The following is a 17548-nucleotide window of genomic DNA, read 5'->3' as shown; positions in this document are numbered from 1 at the left end:
ATGTCCCTAGAGGGGTTTATTTATTGCCTCTACCTTCTCACCGAGAGCGTCTCATACGGGATCTCTATCCAGAGGTGAAAAGACAGCTAGGAAGAAATTAAGTTATGTTGTTTCCAGCTTTTGCTTGGATAGTTAGGAAAGACGCCTGTGGTTCCTTTACGTGATGATAATCCTACACGCCTCACTCCGTATGTCACTTATGGACTGATTGCTGCGAATATTTTGGCTTTTATATATGAGTTGACTTTGGCTCCACAACAGCTGGAAGGTTTTTTTCGCCTTGCCGCTGTGGTTCCTAGAGAGTTATCTGCTAGCTTTAGTGGCATACCCGTGAATCAGCCGGTACCGGAGTGGCTGACACTGGTGACATCGCAATTCTTGCACGGCGGGTTTTTACACCTTGCCGGTAATATGCTGTTCCTCTGGATTTTTGGCAATAACGTTGAAGACAAGCTGGGTCACGTTAGGTACTTAATTTTTTACCTGACTTGCGGGATTCTAGCAGCTTTAACTCAGTGGTATTTTTCAATGAACTCTGGCATTCCTTCCTTGGGGGCCAGTGGCGCGATCGCGGGTGTCTTAGGTGCCTACATTCTCAGATTCCCTAATATACAAGTGCTAACATTAATTCCTCTGGGGATTTTCTTCACCACGATTCGCGTTCCTGCTGTTTTCTTCCTCGGTTTTTGGTTTGTTCAGCAGGCTTTTTATGGTGTTGCGAGTCTGAATGCGCCTGCGAATATTGGTATGGAGCAAGGTGGAGTTGCCTATTGGGCACACGCTGGTGGTTTTGTTTTCGGGGCAATCTTAGCACCGCTGTTGGGCTTGTTTTCTTCTAATTCGGATAATCATCCAGAACAACAAACTTTTTAGCAAGCGGTTCTTGGCGGAGCTGCATATTTTGAAAATCAGGAAAAGCAGTCACTTCTTCTCCTGTGCTACAAACAAGAATCTAAACAGGTTTTTTTTAGACGCTTTACAGCTAGTTTTTTTTACGAATGGCTAACTGCTCATTACTTTTCTACAATGAGCGGTTAGCCATTTGTCATTAGCGGTTTCCATTGAGGATGGATATCCGAACTGGATTTGCGATGATTAACGCTTAATGTACTCATTTGGCACTTTTTCGGACCGAGAAGGAGAAGGTTCTAATTCTTCTTCTTCTATGTCGGCTTCAATATCCTCGTTATTCGCGCTGGGAACCTGTACTGGCGTGTCTACCGCATTGATGAGCGCTCCCACGAGTGGTAGTTCTGCCTCGGTCAATTGATCGACTGCCTCTACCAAAATACTCTCCTGGGTGAAACCGGGTCGAGTCACCAGAACGATACCATCGGCGTAGGGTTCCAATAGGAGGGCATCGTTGCACCGGCTTAAGGCGGGGGTATCGAGAATCACCAAGTCAAAACGACCTCGCGCATCTTCGATCAGCCGCCTGAGTTCGCTGGATTCCAGAATCGCAGCAGGATTACGTACCGGGCCGGGACTAGGCACCACGTATAGGTTCTCAATATCTGGAACTAAACGGATACACTCACTTAACTGAGTGTAGTACCGTAGGGGTTCGAGACTAGCACCTGGATCGGGAGAGACTTTCAGGAATTTGGACTCAGAAGGCGATCGCAAATCAGTTTCTATCACTAGAGTGCGCTTGCCAGCACAAGCTGATGCAATTCCAAGGTTATAAGCATTGACTGTCTTACCCTCTTGGCTAATCGTGCTGGTCAATAACACTACTTTCAAAGGTTGATCGCTGGCTCGCCGCAGAGTGCTGCGGAAGCGCTCGTAATACTCGTGATAAACAGAATCCTGCTGGAGCAGAACCGGCGTCTCGCCCAATTGCGGATCTTGGAGGACAACGAAAGGCACTTCACCCAGCACCAGAACATCCCGTTGTCGTAGTGCTGCCCGCACTTCCTCGACCGTGTAGAACGTGCCATCCAGCATCGCTAACAGGAAAATCAATCCGCCACCCACTAATACTCCGACCAAAGCTCCCACAGCTACCGTTAACGGTAAGCTTTGACTCTTCTGCTCGCTAGCGGCAACTTGTGGCGGTTGAGCAATGGTAAGACTGCTGACCGTCTCGGCTTCTGCTGCTTTGGCATCTACTAATGCCGCCTGCATCTTATCGTACAGACCTTGTTTGAGCTGAACCTGCTGTTGTAGTCGGGCTTGATCCAGCTGTTTATTGGGGATTTTTACATATTCAGCACGGAGTTGCTGCTCGGTTTTGCGACTAGCCTGTAGTTGCTGTTGCAGGGTTTCGCGCTGGGTTTGTAAAGCTACCAGCGTGTTTGCCATACCTTGCCGCGTGGGGTCGAGGCTGCTGTCTCTGCGAATTTGGCTGGGGGGCAAGGGCGCTGCTACACCGCCTCCACCCATTACCTCCGATGCTCGCGACGATAGCAGTTCGTTGTAGGCTGTTAGCTGTTTTTTCAGCTGAATGATTTGAGGATGCTCTTGCCGCAAATCCCGGCTGAGAATTTGCAGCTGGGTTTCAGTTTGATGAATTTGCGATCGCAAGCTGTTAATAATTGGGTCAGCACTCAAGGCAGAAGACGTGTAAGCTTCAGCCGCCGTCAAACCCAACTTGTTTTGTAGACTACGAATTTGAGTGTCAATTCCCTCCAAAGTCATCTGAATCTGACGTTGCTGCTCTTGGCTGCCAGAAATTGCACCCAGTGTCCTCCCATCCTGAGCGGCAACCAGTGCGGGTCCCTCCTGGCGAATATACTGCTCTAGTCTCTGTTGCGCCTCTTTAAGTTGCATCTCAGCAGGAGATAACCGGGCACTGATAGAGTCAATAATCGCTCGTAGCCGGGAGCTGTTAATCAAACGACTCTGTTCCACCATTCCCTGCATTAGCGCTTCCAAGGTGGCACTCGCTCGCTTCGGGTCGCTATCGCTGTAAGAAACTTGAATAACCTTCGGTTCGTCCTCCTCCGGCAGCTTTACTTTCGCATTTTTAGCAATTTGTGTTGTGTCTGCTTTCACCCGCGTTGCTGCTGCTTTAACCACATTCTCTGCTAGCAGCGTATCCTCATTCAGCTCTTGACCCTGCTTTTGAATCGCTTGCGTCGTCGTTGAAAATGGTGCAATCGGCCCGTTATAAGCCAGTACCCCTGTGGCCTTGAAAACAGGAGCTGGTGCTGGTTGTATACCCATGACGGCTGATGCACCGACAATGATAGTAAAACCAGCTAATCCAATCCATTTATGTTGATCCAGGGCGATCAGATAACGCTTAACAATGGGAGGAGTCATGGTCGTTTTCGGGCCTAGGGGCTAATGAGGAAATCAGGAGTAGAAACAAGTAGAAATCAAAAGTTTACGCTAAATGTTTTTCTTATTTTGCTGCTTTGGCTTGGTATTTTCTATCATCTATTTTCTCAGATATTTTTGGTTTGAGCTGGCATTTATTACCAGCTTCTTTAGTCGGAGTTATTGTTACTATCAGTCGTTGGACCAAACAGATCGGTAGCACTTTCTCTTAGCTGATCAAAAAATAGCAGAAATCCCAAAATATCCCGAAAGGGTTGAGTAAAAGTACTTAAGGCATAAGTGATCTTACCAACCAAGTTACGACCTACCACAATGACATCGTTATTCCTTAGGGGGACATTTTGAGCAATGTTTCCCAGTAGCGCTGCTTTCCCGTCTATTTTCTGAGTCACTGCTTTGCCGCGTTCGGGATCGAATCGAATCAGGGCAATATTTCGCAGGTTAGAAGTATCTGGACTGGGACCAATCGCGCTTAAAGCATCAACAAATGTACTACCGTTGGGCAAGCTAATACTACCAATTCCCCCACCAGCGTAGCTCAAAACTCGGATATTGATCTGCTGCTGAGACACAGTAGAACGAGAAACTAACGAGCGATCGTAGTTTTGCTCCGTAGCAACTTCTAGCTTCGGGATGACTACTGCATCGCCATCTTGTAAGCGTAAATTGGGGAGTGACTGTCCATTTAGCAGCGGCGTAAACAAATCAACCCGTTGCTCAATTGTCGAGCCATCGATCCGGGCGCGACGCACCAAAACCGATCGCAGATCTCCGAGATTAGTGCTACCGCCAGCGATTAGCAATGCCGCAGAAAGTTGAGCGCCAGGAGCCAGGGTGTAGAAACCAGGTCTAACGACTTCGCCACTGATAGTAACTTGGGCTGCACGTTGACCTGCCAGCGTTACAGTGACAGCGGGATCGATGACAAAGCGGTTTAATCCCAAGCGAATTTTTTCCTGAGCTTCTTCCAGAGTCAGACCCAGTACAGATATTTTCCCTAATAGGGGTGCCACAATGTTTCCTTCCGCGTCAATGACGCTTTGAAAACTCAAGTCTGGAAAACGCTCAACCAACGCCGAAATGGTATCTCCCGTTCCCAGTAGGTAGCGATTATTAAACTGGGTCGGCTGTCCCTCAAACGGCTGAGGCGATGGATAACCCAGCGGTGGCGGCGGACTGGTGGGATCGATAGGAGCTGCTGGAATCACCACTGGCGATTGTACGTTTTCGTTGGTATTAGGGGAAGGAGGCGGAGGCGGGAGGGGAGGCGCGACCGAGTTGGGTAATGTGGGTAAAGTTTGACTCATCCCTCTACCAGCAAAACTCCCTGAGTGCAGCATCCAGAGTAGGACACTACTCGGCAACGTGTAGACACTCGTGTGGAGAGTGAAGAGAAAGAAGGCGGTGAAGCGGTGAAACCAGCCTCCAGAAGTGCGAGACATAAATATATTCACTAAGACCTTAGGGAACCGATCATCAAATTTATCAGTTATAACTCACTGTGCAACTTTCTTTGCATTCTCAACAAAGCGATCGCGTCTTGAAGTTCCTCCCCAGAAATTCATCCCGTGATGTTTTAGACTGGCACGATTGCAAATCCTAAAACCCTTATGGAGCTTTAGGTTCCCTTCCAACATCCTTGGATCAAGATGCGATAAACTTCTACCCGTTAGAAAGCCGTTTGGCTTCTAAACTCCACCGGGTTGCATCAAGGGTGACAATTCTCAAAAAGTTGCACAGATTGCACAGAGTGTAGTTATCAGTAAATTCATTCTTCAAATCCAAGCGAGTCAAGCAAATTTCTCCTCCCACTCTCAACTCATAACTCTTTCATCAAAGCAGCTTGAACCGTTTGACCGAGCGATTTAGCCAGTGGTAGAGCTGTGTCAACCTCAGCCAAAGGCTCCATCGGTATCAAGATGCTAACAGCAACCCAAGGCAAGCGGCGACGGTGCAATTGAGCCATTTGATCCGCCCAGAACCAACCACTAGGAGACGGATTGCCTCCTCCAGGCCAAGCGTACCACTGAAGCACGGCGAAGGTCTGCTGCCGAGTCCAACCGCGAAAGAAACGAGCTTTAACATCGGAAGATGTCGGACGTGTAGCAGAAGTTCCAGATTCTGTAGTGTTTTGGGTTCCCGTTTGTGCTTGAGTTTCAACCTTAAACTGCAACCGCTGCTCTTGATCGGTCTGCCACTCTTTAAACCCATTAATATCCATCCACTCAACCTCTGGTTGAGCCTTGCGATCTTCTTGAGGCAAAAGCAGCAAAGTTACCTGGGTTTTTTCATCCTGCTGGAGTTCCTGAATCGACCATTTATGACCGCCAATCGTGACGGTATCCTGTTGTTGAGTCTGCCAGCCGGGAAGCGCTAGACCAGCCTGCCGTATATTTTTGAGTTGTTTGAGGTTGGTCACTCGTGGGGGATTTGCCCAAGACCAGCGTCCTGTCAAGTAACTAGGAACTGCGCCAATTGCCATCAGTCCGACAAGAAAACTCAGTAAGACGACTTTAGAAAATTGAAAGCGCTGCAATTTCTTGGGCAGTTTCATGCTTCATCCTTCTGAGGCTCATCTGAAATATATCGATCGATCGCATTGAGTAGAAGCACAATTAACCCCAACATACAGGCAGAATAAACATCACCGCCCCAGCCTTCGTGCAGCCAATCAAAAGTTTTTTCTTGGCCAGTACCATGAAAGAAAGTTAGCAGCGTATTGCGGACGATATTACCAGTAACGCTAATGACTACTGCACCGACGACTAACAAAATCGTCTTCGTACGAGATGCCCAAGCACCCGTCCAGTAAAGCAACATCAAGGTTACATAAAGACTGGTGAATAACATCTTAAGTCCAGCGCAGAAAGGCGCAACTTCTACAATTCGTCCGCCTACGAATAAGTAAATCTGGTTGACAGTAACATTCATCCCGAACTGAGTCAGGATGAAACCAGCTGTTGCAGCAATGAATCGCTGGAGGGGCAAGGTATAGGGAGCTAGTAAGTAAGGAATTTGGGTCGGCGTTGCCAAAAATACGAGTAACAAGGGAAAGCCTTGAAGTTTGAAGCCAGGAACTCCTTTCAGCCACAGACAAAGTCCAGCTAATACAGCAGGAAAGGATAAATTTATCAGGTCAGTAATGCCGCTGAGATAAAATACCCCGCCCAAGGCTAGCAAGGCTGCGCCTAGTGGATGACTTGTATCTGGTAACTGACGCCATTGTTGTCGATTTGACCAGGTTATATAGGCGGCAAAAGGCAACCCAATTAAACCGTGGCTGTAATATTCATGTTCAATACTGATATTTTTGTTCAACCAGCCATCGTACCAGTGCCATAACAGTGGAGCGTACAGAATCACCAGCAAAGCAACAATGGTTCCTTCTAGCAAGTAACGCTCAATGGCAATCGGAATCTTTCGCTCAAAATGCATAGTTTGACCTTAATTTTCTAAGCTTTTTTAATGCTAAGCGCAAAGTTAGAATCATTATTCTTAGCGTTTTTTACATTGAAAATTCATCAGGTTCTCACACACAAGGTTTGCAAAGTATCAATGACCTGATGGACTTGGGTATCGCTTAAGCCTGGATACATCGGTAAGGATAAAATTTCCAGTGCTAGAGCTTCGGCTTGGGGGAAGTCTCCGGCTTGATAGCCGAGATTCTCGAAGGCGGGTTGAAGATGACAGGGAATGGGGTAGTGGATGCCGGTTTGAATACCAACAGCCGCTAGTTTGTCTTGAATCGTCTGCCGGTCGAGGGGACAAGCTTCAGTGACACGAACAACATAAAGGTGATAAATGTGACCGTTGCCACTTTGGTTTTGGATGGGGAAAATTCCAGAGTTTGCCAGCGGCTTCAATAAGGCGTCGTACTGCTGGGCTGCTTGGTTACGTGAGTGGTTCCAGTCGGCAAGATGAGGGAGTTTGATGTTGAGGACAGCGGCTTGCAGGGTATCAAGTCGGCTATTGGTACCGGGTTCGGTGTGGTAATACTTACGGGAACACCCGTAATTGCGGAGCGATCGCATTTTCTTCGCTACTGCTTCATCATTGGTGATGACCATGCCTCCATCTCCTATGGCACCCAAATTTTTACTGGGATAGAAGCTAAAAGCTGCTGCTTTACCAATAGAACCGGCACGATAACCTTCTCGCTGTGCTAGGTGAGCCTGAGCCGCGTCTTCAAATACAATCAGGTTGTGGGTGCTGGCAAAGTCCAAAAGTTGACGGGGCGAAACCATTTGCCCATACAGATGCACTGGAACGATCGCTTTGGTTTTGGCTGTGACTGCTTTTTCGGCGGCTGTAAAGTCAATTAGCGCAGTTTGAGGATCGCAATCGACTAAAATCGGTGTGGCACCAGCGTGGACAACGCCGATCAGAGTGGCGATGAAGGTATTGGTGGGTAAAATGACCTCATCCCCGGCACCAATACCACAGGCTTCTAATCCGAGCGCTAGCGCATCTGTTCCCGAAGCGACTCCAATGCCATAAGCTACACCACAGGCACTGGCAAACGCCGCCTCAAAGTCAGCTACAGCCTGACCTAATATAAAATCTCCCCGTTGAATCGTACCCCGCACTGCCTCCTCTATCTGTGTTTGAAGAGGCTGGTGTTGGAGTTGAAGATCCACAAAGGGAATTGCTGTCGTAATATTGTTCATACGGTATGAGAATTAAAGTTACCGATAGTTCCTAGGGTTTTTGAATCGCCAACGAGAATGCCTTTTGAGGTATCAACAGCACTGATTGGAAGAAAAGCTTAGGCTTTTAGAGCGATCGCTTCCATAAATTTTTCACTGTTGATCCAGCTAAAGACCAGTTTAAGCGAGACGAATACTCCCTGTATGAAGAGAAAGTAAAGCTTTTATATTGAGAATATTTACAATATAAACGGCAAATTCTCTACACAGAATTTAATCAATTTTTATGTTATAAGTACGTAGTCGGGTTTTCCAAATATAAAAAGGGCTAATCAGGCTATTAGTAAAAAGCTCCATTTGGCAAGCAGCTACAATATCATCTTTCAAGGAAAATCTATACTTGATGAGATGAAATAATATTTTACGTAAATCGTTAACCATATACATAAAAAAAACGGCGGGTCGCTGCCAAGGTTTGAAACTTAGCATCCGAGTCCGATGGCGGCTCAAACCAATGCCGCGACATAATTTGATTAAATAGTCTTTCTCTAAGCGCCAGTGGGGAATTCGATGGTAAATACACATTTCAGGGTTGTACCAAATTTCCCATCCAGCTTGTTGAATATGTAATAGCGCTTCTAAATCTTCTCCTGCCAGCATATTGTCGCCAATTCGCCCGTGAAGAATAAAATTTTTTGGCACGCTTTCCAGCCAGACTTGGCGACGCACAACTAATCCAGCTCCAGGTGGTAGAACCTTTTTGTGGGGTTCGTAGCATAGAGCATTTGTTCCCCTGTCTGCAATAGCGAGCAGACAAGCGATTTCTTCAAAATTTTTGGGAGGAGTCCCTTGCAAGTCACCATAAATGCGGCTCCCATAACCGCCAACTTTCGGATGATTTTGCCCAAATGTGTATGCTGCTGCAACCCACGTAGATGTTGGTAAATTATCGTCATCAAGAAATCCAATCAACTTACCTCTGGCTTCTTGGACTGCACGTTGACGGGAAAAGGCAAGTCCTTGTTGGGGTTCAAAACAATATCTTAAAGGATAGGCGAAAGGCCAGTTTGCTTGGTATTCTCGAACAACTTTGGCGGTATTGTCTGAGCTGTTATTATCAACAACTAAAACTTCCCAGACAATTTGCTCGGTATGAATTTGCGATCGCAGTCGCTCTAAGACATCAGGTAAACGGTCTTCCCCGTTATAAGTCGGAATGGCTACAGTAAAATCAACAGACATCGGTTTCAGAGCAGTTTTTTCAGATACGCGATCGTAATTAAGCATATGTTACATTCCTAAGCTTAATGATGCTCTTCTATACTCTTAGTATGCCCAGAAGTACTGGTTGAAATCGCAACCCCACGAACATAATTAGGACTGCGCGAATTGCCAACATTATCGAGAAGCTCTGCCCTTTGCAAACAAGATCGAAGATGCAGATGCAAATTTAATTTTTCTGGTTTCAGCACTGCCTAATCTGGAAGATCGTCGTCAGCCGCTGATGACGCGGGGAGATGACTCGGCTGTGGGTAGATGCCGGAGAAAAATCGACATTTGACGATTCAAAGCCAGATTGACGCTCCACGAGCCGCAGGGGACGCTAGGTTTTCTCGTGGCACCCTGAACGTTGGGGTTATGAGATGGGCACGACAAAGTAAGAGTCGCCTCTTATAAAGTTTAACTGCATTGGCGGCAGTGAAGTTTCAGACAGCGATCGCCAACATTGTACGGATATCGCCAGTACCATTCACCACAATCAAAAGGTAGAAATTTAGGGTAAGGTTTATTTTCCTTGAGAGCATGATTTCTGGATGAGGGAATTAGCTGGGATGACAAAAAATTGCGCTTGCTAAATTTTCCAGAAATCCTTGGTATGCCTTATCTAGCGCCCTTCCGGAATATGCGGAACTAATGAGGTGGTGCCGCTCGTACCGAGAATTGCCATCTGTGTAGCAATGTTCTAGCAGTGAATCCCATTCGGGTTGGATGCGATCGCTTACCAAAAATCAGCTTTCACCATACCTCATCCAAATCCAACTCAAATCCAGGTAGCACATCCTCGCCAGATAGAGTTAAAGGAAACTCCAACACCTCTACATCTTGCCCTACACGGTAAATTTCTACCTGCTTCGTCTTTGGATCAATCAGCCATCCTAAGCCAACGCCGTTGGTGATGGCGTTCATAGGCTGCACGGGTGATGCCTGAGTCGGTGAACTCAATTATGAAGATTGCACTTGGCTTTCAGATGGCTGATTGGTGTATGGATGCGATCGCTCTTCACCCTGTTTTTCCAGTCAAAGTGCGATCGCTGTTGAATTTTTGAACCGCGTTGGCGAAGCCTGCGCGAAGTGCTTAGACGCGAAGGACGCAAAGTAAGAAAGGAGAGGCGCTTGAGCGTTTTTAATGACCGAGTAATTTATCTCGCAGATGCTTGATGCGATCGCGGTATTTTGCCGCTTCTTCAAACTGCAAATTCTTTGCTGCTTCCTTCATCTGCGCTTCCAGTTGGGTAATCAACTCTGGAATATTCTCTAAAGGCAAATCGTCCGCCTGTTCGTAAATTTCTTCCAACTGTTGAGAATTCAGCCGCCGCGAAACATCTAGGTAAGCCAAAATTGAGTTATTGACTTTTTTGATAATCGGTTGGGGTGTAATGTTGTGCATCTTGTTATATGCCATCTGAATCCCCCGCCGCCGATCGGTTTCGTCAATCGCTTTGATCATGCTATCGGTGAGATTATCAGCATAGAGGATCGCTTGACCCCGGACGTGACGAGCCGCACGACCAATCGTTTGAATAAGCGATCGCTCTGCGCGTAAGAAACCTTCTTTATCTGCATCCAAAATTGCCACCAGAGAAACTTCCGGCAAATCCAACCCTTCTCGGAGCAAGTTAACCCCAATTAGCACATCGAAATTACCCTCGCGCAACTCTTGCAAGATTTCAATTCGCTCAATCGAGTTAATTTCTGAGTGCAGATAGCGGACTCGAATTCCTCGTTCTTGTAAATATTCTGTCAAATCCTCCGCCATGCGCTTAGTTAAGGTAGTAACTAGCACCCGTTCTCGCTTGTCAATCCTGTCTTTAATCTCACCTAACAAGTCGTCAATTTGTCCTTCCGTGGGACGCACAAAAATTTCTGGATCGAGTACGCCAGTCGGACGGATTACCTGTTGTACAATTCGATCCTCTGACTGTTCTATCTCCCAGTTACCGGGAGTTGCAGAAACAAAAATACACTGATTTACCTTCTCCCAGAACTCTTCTGACTTCAGAGGACGGTTATCAGCCGCACTGGGGAGGCGAAAACCATGTTCAATCAGCACTTTTTTTCGTGCTTGGTCGCCATTGTACATTCCCCGGATTTGGGGGACGCTGACGTGAGATTCATCCACCACCAACAGCCAATCTTTGGGAAAATAATCAATCAAGGACTCTGGCGGTTCTCCCGCACGCCGTCCTGCTAAATGTCGGGAGTAGTTCTCAACGCCGTTGCAATATCCGACTTCCCGCAACATTTCCAAATCGTAGCGAGTGCGCTGATCGAGTCGTTGCGCCTCTAGTAATTTCCCGGCTTTTTCTAATTCTTCTAGCCGATCTTTAAGTTCCTGTTCAATGTCATTACAAGCGGCTTCTAGCCGATCTTCTGGGGTGACAAAGTGACGCGCTGGGTACACATTTACGGCGTCCATACTCTGAAGAATTTCGCCAGTTACGGGGTCAACGTAGCGAATGGCGTCAATTTCATCTCCAAAAAATTCTACGCGAATAATCCGATCTTCGTAAGCAGGGCCAATTTCCAGCACATCGCCCCGAACTCGGAACTTTCCTCGCCCCATTTCTACATCGTTGCGGCTATACTGCACGGAAGCTAAATCTCGCAGCAACTCGCGTTGATTTACTTCTCGCCCCATCTTTAGGGGAATCGCGGCTTTGAGATATTCCGAGGGAATTCCCAAACCATAAATACAGCTAATGGAAGCCACGACAATGACATCGCGCCGCTCAAAAAGCGATCGCGTGGCGGAGTGTCGCAACATATCAATTTCGTCGTTAATTGCAGCACTTTTCTCGATATATGTGTCGGTGACGGGAATATACGCTTCTGGCTGATAGTAGTCGTAGTAACTGACGAAATACTCCACCGCATTTGGGGGAAAGAACTCCCGCAATTCGTTACACAATTGAGCAGCGAGCGTTTTGTTGTGCGCCAATACCAGCGTGGGTCTGCCGACATTCTCAATAACGGCTGCTACTGAGAATGTCTTGCCCGTTCCCGTCGCTCCCAGTAGGGTTTGAAAGCGATCGCCTTTTTTTACGCCTTTCGTGAGTTGCGCGATCGCATTCGGCTGATCGCCCGTCGGTTGAAAGGGAGCTTGCAGACAAAATTGCGTCATACAGTTTTAAGAAGCTTTAAGAAAATTGTTTTTCGTGCCTGGAGCTTGGTCGGCAGATTACCACATCTCTCTTCTCTCTCATCCTAGCCATTTGCCCTCTTCTATGCCTTGCTCATCTAGCGATCGCCAGAAATAAATCCTAACTTGTCACTGTTATGCACGTTTATCGCCAACAGCATAATTGTTTTAACAAATATTGACAATTCTTATCTTTTGTATTCGAGCGGTAAAGCGATCGCTGATTCGTTTATTGGCTTCAACATTGCTTGCAAATGAAATTGTGTCATGCAAGTTTTTTGCAACCTCACTTTAGTCGCACTTTGGACTAAATTACTTCTCCCCCTTTACTTGATTAGCACTCCCTCTACAACTTTGAAAAGCCGCTTGTTTCTAGCGGTGCAGGGGTGCTTCCATTGCAAAGGTTCGAGAAAGCTGTTGAAGGGAACTTATGAATGGGATAATGATCCCACGTTTTTAGCCGAGACAAGATTTCCTATTGTAAAAATTAAGAATTTTTTTAAATTATCATCTACCTTTAGCCGTAGGAAATACTCATTCTTTGAGCATAGGTAAAGAGTAATAATAGCGATCCCCATTTTTTCTGTCTGGGGGCAGAAGGCTGTGTAAACAAAACTAGATACATTGAATACATAGAAGCAAAAGAAGACTGCGGCAATAACGCAAATTTAACGCATCTTCTAAATTAAAAACTGTTTGAAAGATTAGGAGAAAAAAATGAGCGTTGAAGATAGAGCTAAAGCAACCGGCAAAAATATCGAAGGCAAAGCCCAAGAAGCGCTCGGCAATATAACTGGCGATCCAGAAGATAAAGCTGAAGGAAAAGCCAAGCAAGCTGAAGCCCAAGTAAGTCACACCAAAGAAGATGTGAAAGATAAGGCAAAAGATTTGGTTGATAACGCCTAATACTTGACTTTGGAGGTCTAGTTACTGAAAAGATTCATCTAGACCTTCTCCCTTATTTAATGCAGCCAATACCACAGACAGGTAACACCCTGATTCTGTCTTGTAAAGACAAGTTTAATAGGAGACTGAGGTGAATTTTCTTCAGCAATTTCGGAAAATTTTTACGGCTTTAGTCTTGGTTCTGTTCCTCTCTACAGCTACAGCTTGTAGTGGAGCCAGCCAAGCAACTCAACCGAAAGCTCTACCGGGTGCGAGTAGCGGTGCTAACAGCATTGTCGCATATCAACAGTTGGAACGCGGTAGCACTGCCGCCGGTCAAGAATTTGGTAACTGGGTAGTCCAGACAGCGAAAGGATTAGTCAAGGATGCCTACGTCCGTGATAACAACAAATTAGGAGTTGTGATTACGCCCCAAGTCCGTCCTAACGAAGTTAAAAGTTTAGCAAGCTCTTTAGCTCAAGGATTCCACAAGAATTTTCCCAACCAAGATTTAACCATTTTGATGTATGCGCCAGATAAAAAACTGATTTTGACAGCCAAATATGATGAGCAGTCAAAACAAATTCAGTATCAAGGTGCTTAGTTTAACTAAGGGGAAATCGGTGAAAGCTGGGGCAATTCATCTAGCTTTAACTACTTTAGAAGGTGCATTTGTAGAGATGGGGTGAATCCCCTCTCTACCCAGAATTTACGATTTTTTCTTTTAGCTTTTGAATCAGGAGATAAGAAAATGACCAGCAGCGAACAATATAAGCGTCAAATCATGAATGATTTGGCTGGTGGTGACTCCGAAATGATGCAGGACGCTCCAAGCGATCCTAGCAGTGATTATCAAAATTTTGATGACTTTGCTCAACGTTCCTCTAGAGACGAACGCCGTCAACTGTTTGGGAAGTCTCTACATCCAGACAGTATTCCCGTCAGCCAGATGGAGCCAGAACTCCAAAAAGCGATCGCGCAGATTCAACCCAGCGAACGGGATGATGTGGCGCGGGAGTTCTTCAAGCGGTTAAAGGAAAGAGGTCTTAATGACCGCCAGTTAGAGCAACAATTAAGTCTCTCCACCCATCACCCCAGCCGCATGAGTGCAGATGATGTTAGCAAACTGGCTACCTTTACCTATCACACTCATCCTGACATCTTCCAAGATGTATTAGCTGACAAACCAGCTATTATGAAGTTTCTGAGCAATCCAGTGGTTGCCGCTGTATTTGGCATTATGGCAGCTAAGTGGCTAGGTGGACGCAGGCACTAAAGCCAGCAAAATTGAAATAGCATTAGCTTGTTAAAAAAAGGCGACCCAATTTGATTGGATCGCCTTTTTCGGTTTAATAGCCTTTAAATTAGCTCAGCTCATTGAATAGCTTTCTCTGAAATTTTCCTATCCTCACCATTGACGACCATTCACGAACAAACCAATATCAAAGTCCGCACTCGCCAGAATCTTCCCATCTGGGCTGAAAGCCAAGAAATGTTTGTAGTTTGAATTCTTGGTGAGGGTGTGGATACAGTGCCAAGTCGGAGTGTTAGGCCTAGATAAGGGGTAGTAGCGATCGCCTTCTTATCTAACAACAAAAAAAGCCTGCGATCGCAGGCTTTGTTCATCTCGTAGAGATAAGAATTATCCCATTTCTACAGGCATATTATTAAATGCTTCTTACACCGCAGCTAATTCTGGTGAAGGACGCTTACTATTGCGAATCCCTTCAATTGCCTGTGCATAATCCTTCGCCTTAAACACAGCAGAACCAGCAACAATTGCATTCGCTCCTGCTTCCAAAACCTGCCAGGTATTATCTACTTTGAGTCCGCCATCCACTTCAATCCAGGGATCTAAACCACGTTCATCGCACATTTGACGCAACTTCCGGATTTTCGGCACCATCTCTGGGATAAAACTTTGACCGCCGAAACCGGGGTTAACGCTCATAATTAATACCAGATCGCAAATCTCCAGCACATACTCAATCAAATCCAAAGGAGTAGAAGGATTGAGAACGACACCCGCCTTTTTACCCAGTTCCTTGATTTGTCCTAAAGTCCGGTGCAGATGCGGTGAAGCGTTGTGTTCTGCATGAACGTAGATATGATCTGCCCCCGCCTTCGCAAAATCTGCCACATACTTTTCTGGTTCCACAATCATCAAGTGGACATCCAACGGCTTTTGGGTAACTGGGCGAATCGCTTCTACAATCAGCGGACCAATTGTAATATTCGGAACAAAGCGACCATCCATCACATCAACGTGAATCCAATCTGCACCGGCGGCATCTACCGCCTGAATTTCCTCTCCCAATCGACTGAAGTCAGCTGATAGGATTGATGGAGCGATAACAATCGGCTTCTGGGATGGCGTTTGGGTCATGGTTATTTATACTCTCTTGCGTCCTCGTCTGGTATTCAGTTTAACAAAAGACGTGGCAAGCCTTAAAAAAGTATGAAGTATGAACGATGAAGTGTGAATTTAACCTTCAATCTCTAACCTTCAACCTTGAAACTAAGATTTTCAACCTTCAACCTTCAACCTTCAAAACTTCAGTGGAGAAGCTTGCGTGGCTCACCAGCAGATTTTTAAAAAACTAACATGGCTTGTTTGGGGGCTGGGAATTACCGCGTTAACCGCTCCTTCCTCTCTGGCTAACGAAACCTCATCACTAGGAGAAGCAGGCATTGATGCCCAAAGGCTACACGCTGCTCCTTATAACTTATTGGGTCGTAAGATTGCTATCGGTCAAGTGGAGATTGGAAGACCGGGACAATTTGGTTTGGATAAAGCGGTTTCCCGGAATCGAGCTTTCTCCTTGATCCGAGTCTTTTATCGAGATGCCCCAGCCAAAGCAGATAGTAATGTTGATGGGCACGCAGCAATGGTAGCAAGCGTGATGATTAGCTCGGATAAAGGTTTACCAGGCGTGGCACCGCAGGCACGACTTTATGCTTCAGCGGTTGGCGCACCGCAAAAAACAGGTCAACCGGAAGAGTGCTTATCCACGCAGTATGTGGCAATGCAAAATGGGGGCGATGTTCGGGCAATTAACTTTAGTTTTGGAGAGTCTCTGGAGCGAGATTCTCGACCGAACCCGATTCTGGATGGCAACGCTCTACTAACCCAGTGTATTGACTGGTCTGCTCGCGTCCACGACTCGCTTTATGTAGTAGCGGGGAATCAAGGGACTGGCGGGATTCCGATTCCCACCGATAACTATAATGGCGTCAATGTTGCTTACACAACGCGCCGCGAGGGAATTTTTACGAAAGTAGATTTTGCCAACTTGAGCGCTGCGCCTATCGGGATTGCGAAGCGTCTGCTTGACCGGGAAATTAATGTTGGCCCCCGTCGCTCGATTAGTTTAGTAGCACCCGGTAGCCAGATCGAGGTATTAGACATTAAGGGTAAGGAAACTCGTGTCACTGGAACGAGTTTTGCGGCTCCCCATGTCACCGCGTCTGTCGCGTTATTACAAGAATATAGCGATCGCCAGCTGCGAACACAACAGCCCAACTGGACTCCAGACGCCCGTCGTCATGAAGTTATGAAAGCTGTGCTGCTGAACTCCGCAGAAAAAATCAAAGACACTGGTGATGGACTGCGCCAAGCGATGAGTCGCACAATTTTGACTAAAGATAACCGCGACTGGTTAGCCTCCGATGCTTACAAAGACCGAAAAATCCCATTAGACTTCCAAATGGGTACCGGACAGATGAATACTTTTCGGGCTTACCAGCAATTTAGTCCCGGTCAGTGGAATTCTGAAAAGCCGGTGCCGTTGGTCGGTTGGGATTACCGCACAGTGAAGGAGTCTGCATTTCAGGATTATGTCTTGAACCAACCATTGCAGCAAGGGAGTTTTGCCTCGATCACGCTCGCCTGGGATAGGCGCGTGGAGTTACAAGATCAAAATAACAACAAGCAGTTTGATGTCGGGGAAAGTTTTAGCGATCGCGGCTTAAACAATCTCGATATCTACCTGATGCGAGCCGAAGATAATGATATCAGCAAGAGTATCTGGTCTTCGGAAAGCGATGTTGATAGTGTAGAACACATTTTTCAGGAAATTCCTGCCACGGGTCGCTACAAAATTCGCGTCCAATATCGTCAGAAATTCAATGAAAATACTCAAGCCTATGCCTTAGCTTGGTGGACGGTACCGGCGAAAGAGCTACTCAAAGGGAAAAATTAAACATAAAATCGCGATTTGAGATTGAAGAATATAGGGGTGCGTTTAACAAAATATCGCGCCTTCTATAGACACGCTCCTTAAACCTTCTTCGATCCAGTTCATACCATTTC

General features: G+C 46.4%; 14 protein-coding genes and 1 pseudogene. 5 read left to right on the top strand and 10 right to left on the bottom strand.

What is annotated here, in order from left to right:
• Window positions 1–147 precede the first annotated feature (147 nt).
• Complete coding sequence (locus tag NC997_RS19460; protein WP_190414281.1) at window positions 148–873, top strand: rhomboid family intramembrane serine protease; 726 nt, start codon at window positions 148–150, stop codon at window positions 871–873.
• A 222-nt stretch (window positions 874–1095) separates the two neighbouring features.
• Here NC997_RS19460 and NC997_RS19455 read toward each other — a convergent pair whose 3' ends face one another.
• From NC997_RS19455 to uvrB, 9 genes and pseudogenes are all read right to left on the bottom strand, one after another.
• On the bottom strand, window positions 1096–3267 hold the full coding sequence (locus NC997_RS19455; protein ID WP_190529187.1) for a tyrosine-protein kinase domain-containing protein: 2172 nt from the start codon (window positions 3265–3267) through the stop codon (window positions 1096–1098).
• 167 nt (window positions 3268–3434) lie between these two features.
• Window positions 3435–4727, bottom strand: a complete 1293-nt coding sequence (locus NC997_RS19450; RefSeq protein ID WP_199306262.1) for a polysaccharide biosynthesis/export family protein — start codon at window positions 4725–4727, stop codon at window positions 3435–3437.
• Window positions 4728–4947: 220 nt separating this feature from the next.
• Complete coding sequence (locus tag NC997_RS19445; RefSeq protein WP_277877629.1) at window positions 4948–5079, bottom strand: hypothetical protein; 132 nt, start codon at window positions 5077–5079, stop codon at window positions 4948–4950.
• Window positions 5080–5104: 25 nt separating this feature from the next.
• Complete coding sequence (locus NC997_RS19440; RefSeq protein WP_190529185.1) at window positions 5105–5839, bottom strand: cyanoexosortase B system-associated protein; 735 nt, start codon at window positions 5837–5839, stop codon at window positions 5105–5107.
• Complete coding sequence (gene crtB, locus NC997_RS19435) at window positions 5836–6720, bottom strand: cyanoexosortase B (RefSeq protein WP_190414275.1); 885 nt, start codon at window positions 6718–6720, stop codon at window positions 5836–5838. Before crtB ends, NC997_RS19440 begins: the two co-directional genes overlap by 4 nt.
• Window positions 6721–6806: 86 nt before the next feature.
• The gene (locus NC997_RS19430; RefSeq protein WP_190414273.1) at window positions 6807–7952 is read right to left on the bottom strand and encodes a DegT/DnrJ/EryC1/StrS family aminotransferase; all 1146 of its coding nucleotides are present in this window, start codon (window positions 7950–7952) and stop codon (window positions 6807–6809) included.
• Between the two features lie 252 nt (window positions 7953–8204).
• A complete protein-coding gene (hpsE, locus tag NC997_RS19425; RefSeq protein ID WP_190414344.1) occupies window positions 8205–9173 on the bottom strand; it encodes a hormogonium polysaccharide biosynthesis glycosyltransferase HpsE in 969 nt (322 codons plus the stop codon).
• A gap of 774 nt (window positions 9174–9947) precedes the next feature.
• Window positions 9948–10109 (bottom strand): annotated as a pseudogene (locus NC997_RS19420) (Uma2 family endonuclease); the annotation flags it as partial.
• Window positions 10110–10335: 226 nt separating this feature from the next.
• Window positions 10336–12333: an excinuclease ABC subunit UvrB gene (gene uvrB, locus NC997_RS19415; RefSeq protein WP_190529183.1), complete on the bottom strand. Its 1998-nt coding sequence runs from the start codon at window positions 12331–12333 to the stop codon at window positions 10336–10338.
• Window positions 12334–13068: 735 nt separating this feature from the next.
• Here uvrB and NC997_RS19410 point away from each other — a divergent pair.
• The 3 genes from NC997_RS19410 to NC997_RS19400 all read left to right on the top strand — a co-directional run bounded on the left by NC997_RS19410 (window position 13069) and on the right by NC997_RS19400 (window position 14512).
• Window positions 13069–13257: a CsbD family protein gene (locus tag NC997_RS19410; protein WP_190414269.1), complete on the top strand. Its 189-nt coding sequence runs from the start codon at window positions 13069–13071 to the stop codon at window positions 13255–13257.
• 130 nt (window positions 13258–13387) lie between these two features.
• Window positions 13388–13840: a hypothetical protein gene (locus NC997_RS19405; protein ID WP_190414267.1), complete on the top strand. Its 453-nt coding sequence runs from the start codon at window positions 13388–13390 to the stop codon at window positions 13838–13840.
• Window positions 13841–13987: 147 nt separating this feature from the next.
• Window positions 13988–14512: a hypothetical protein gene (locus tag NC997_RS19400; RefSeq protein WP_190414265.1), complete on the top strand. Its 525-nt coding sequence runs from the start codon at window positions 13988–13990 to the stop codon at window positions 14510–14512.
• Window positions 14513–14914: 402 nt separating this feature from the next.
• Here NC997_RS19400 and rpe read toward each other — a convergent pair whose 3' ends face one another.
• Window positions 14915–15622, bottom strand: coding sequence for a ribulose-phosphate 3-epimerase (gene rpe, locus NC997_RS19395; RefSeq protein WP_190529182.1), 708 nt, complete (start codon window positions 15620–15622; stop codon window positions 14915–14917).
• Window positions 15623–15824: 202 nt separating this feature from the next.
• Here rpe and NC997_RS19390 point away from each other — a divergent pair, with 202 nt between their 5' ends.
• Window positions 15825–17438, top strand: a complete 1614-nt coding sequence (locus NC997_RS19390) for a S8 family serine peptidase (protein ID WP_190529237.1) — start codon at window positions 15825–15827, stop codon at window positions 17436–17438.
• Window positions 17439–17548 lie beyond the last annotated feature (110 nt).

The organism is Trichocoleus sp. DQ-A2 (genome assembly GCF_039961915.1).
Classification (GTDB): domain Bacteria; phylum Cyanobacteriota; class Cyanobacteriia; order Cyanobacteriales; family FACHB-T130; genus FACHB-T130.
This window is presented reverse-complemented; position numbering and strand designations above follow the sequence as displayed.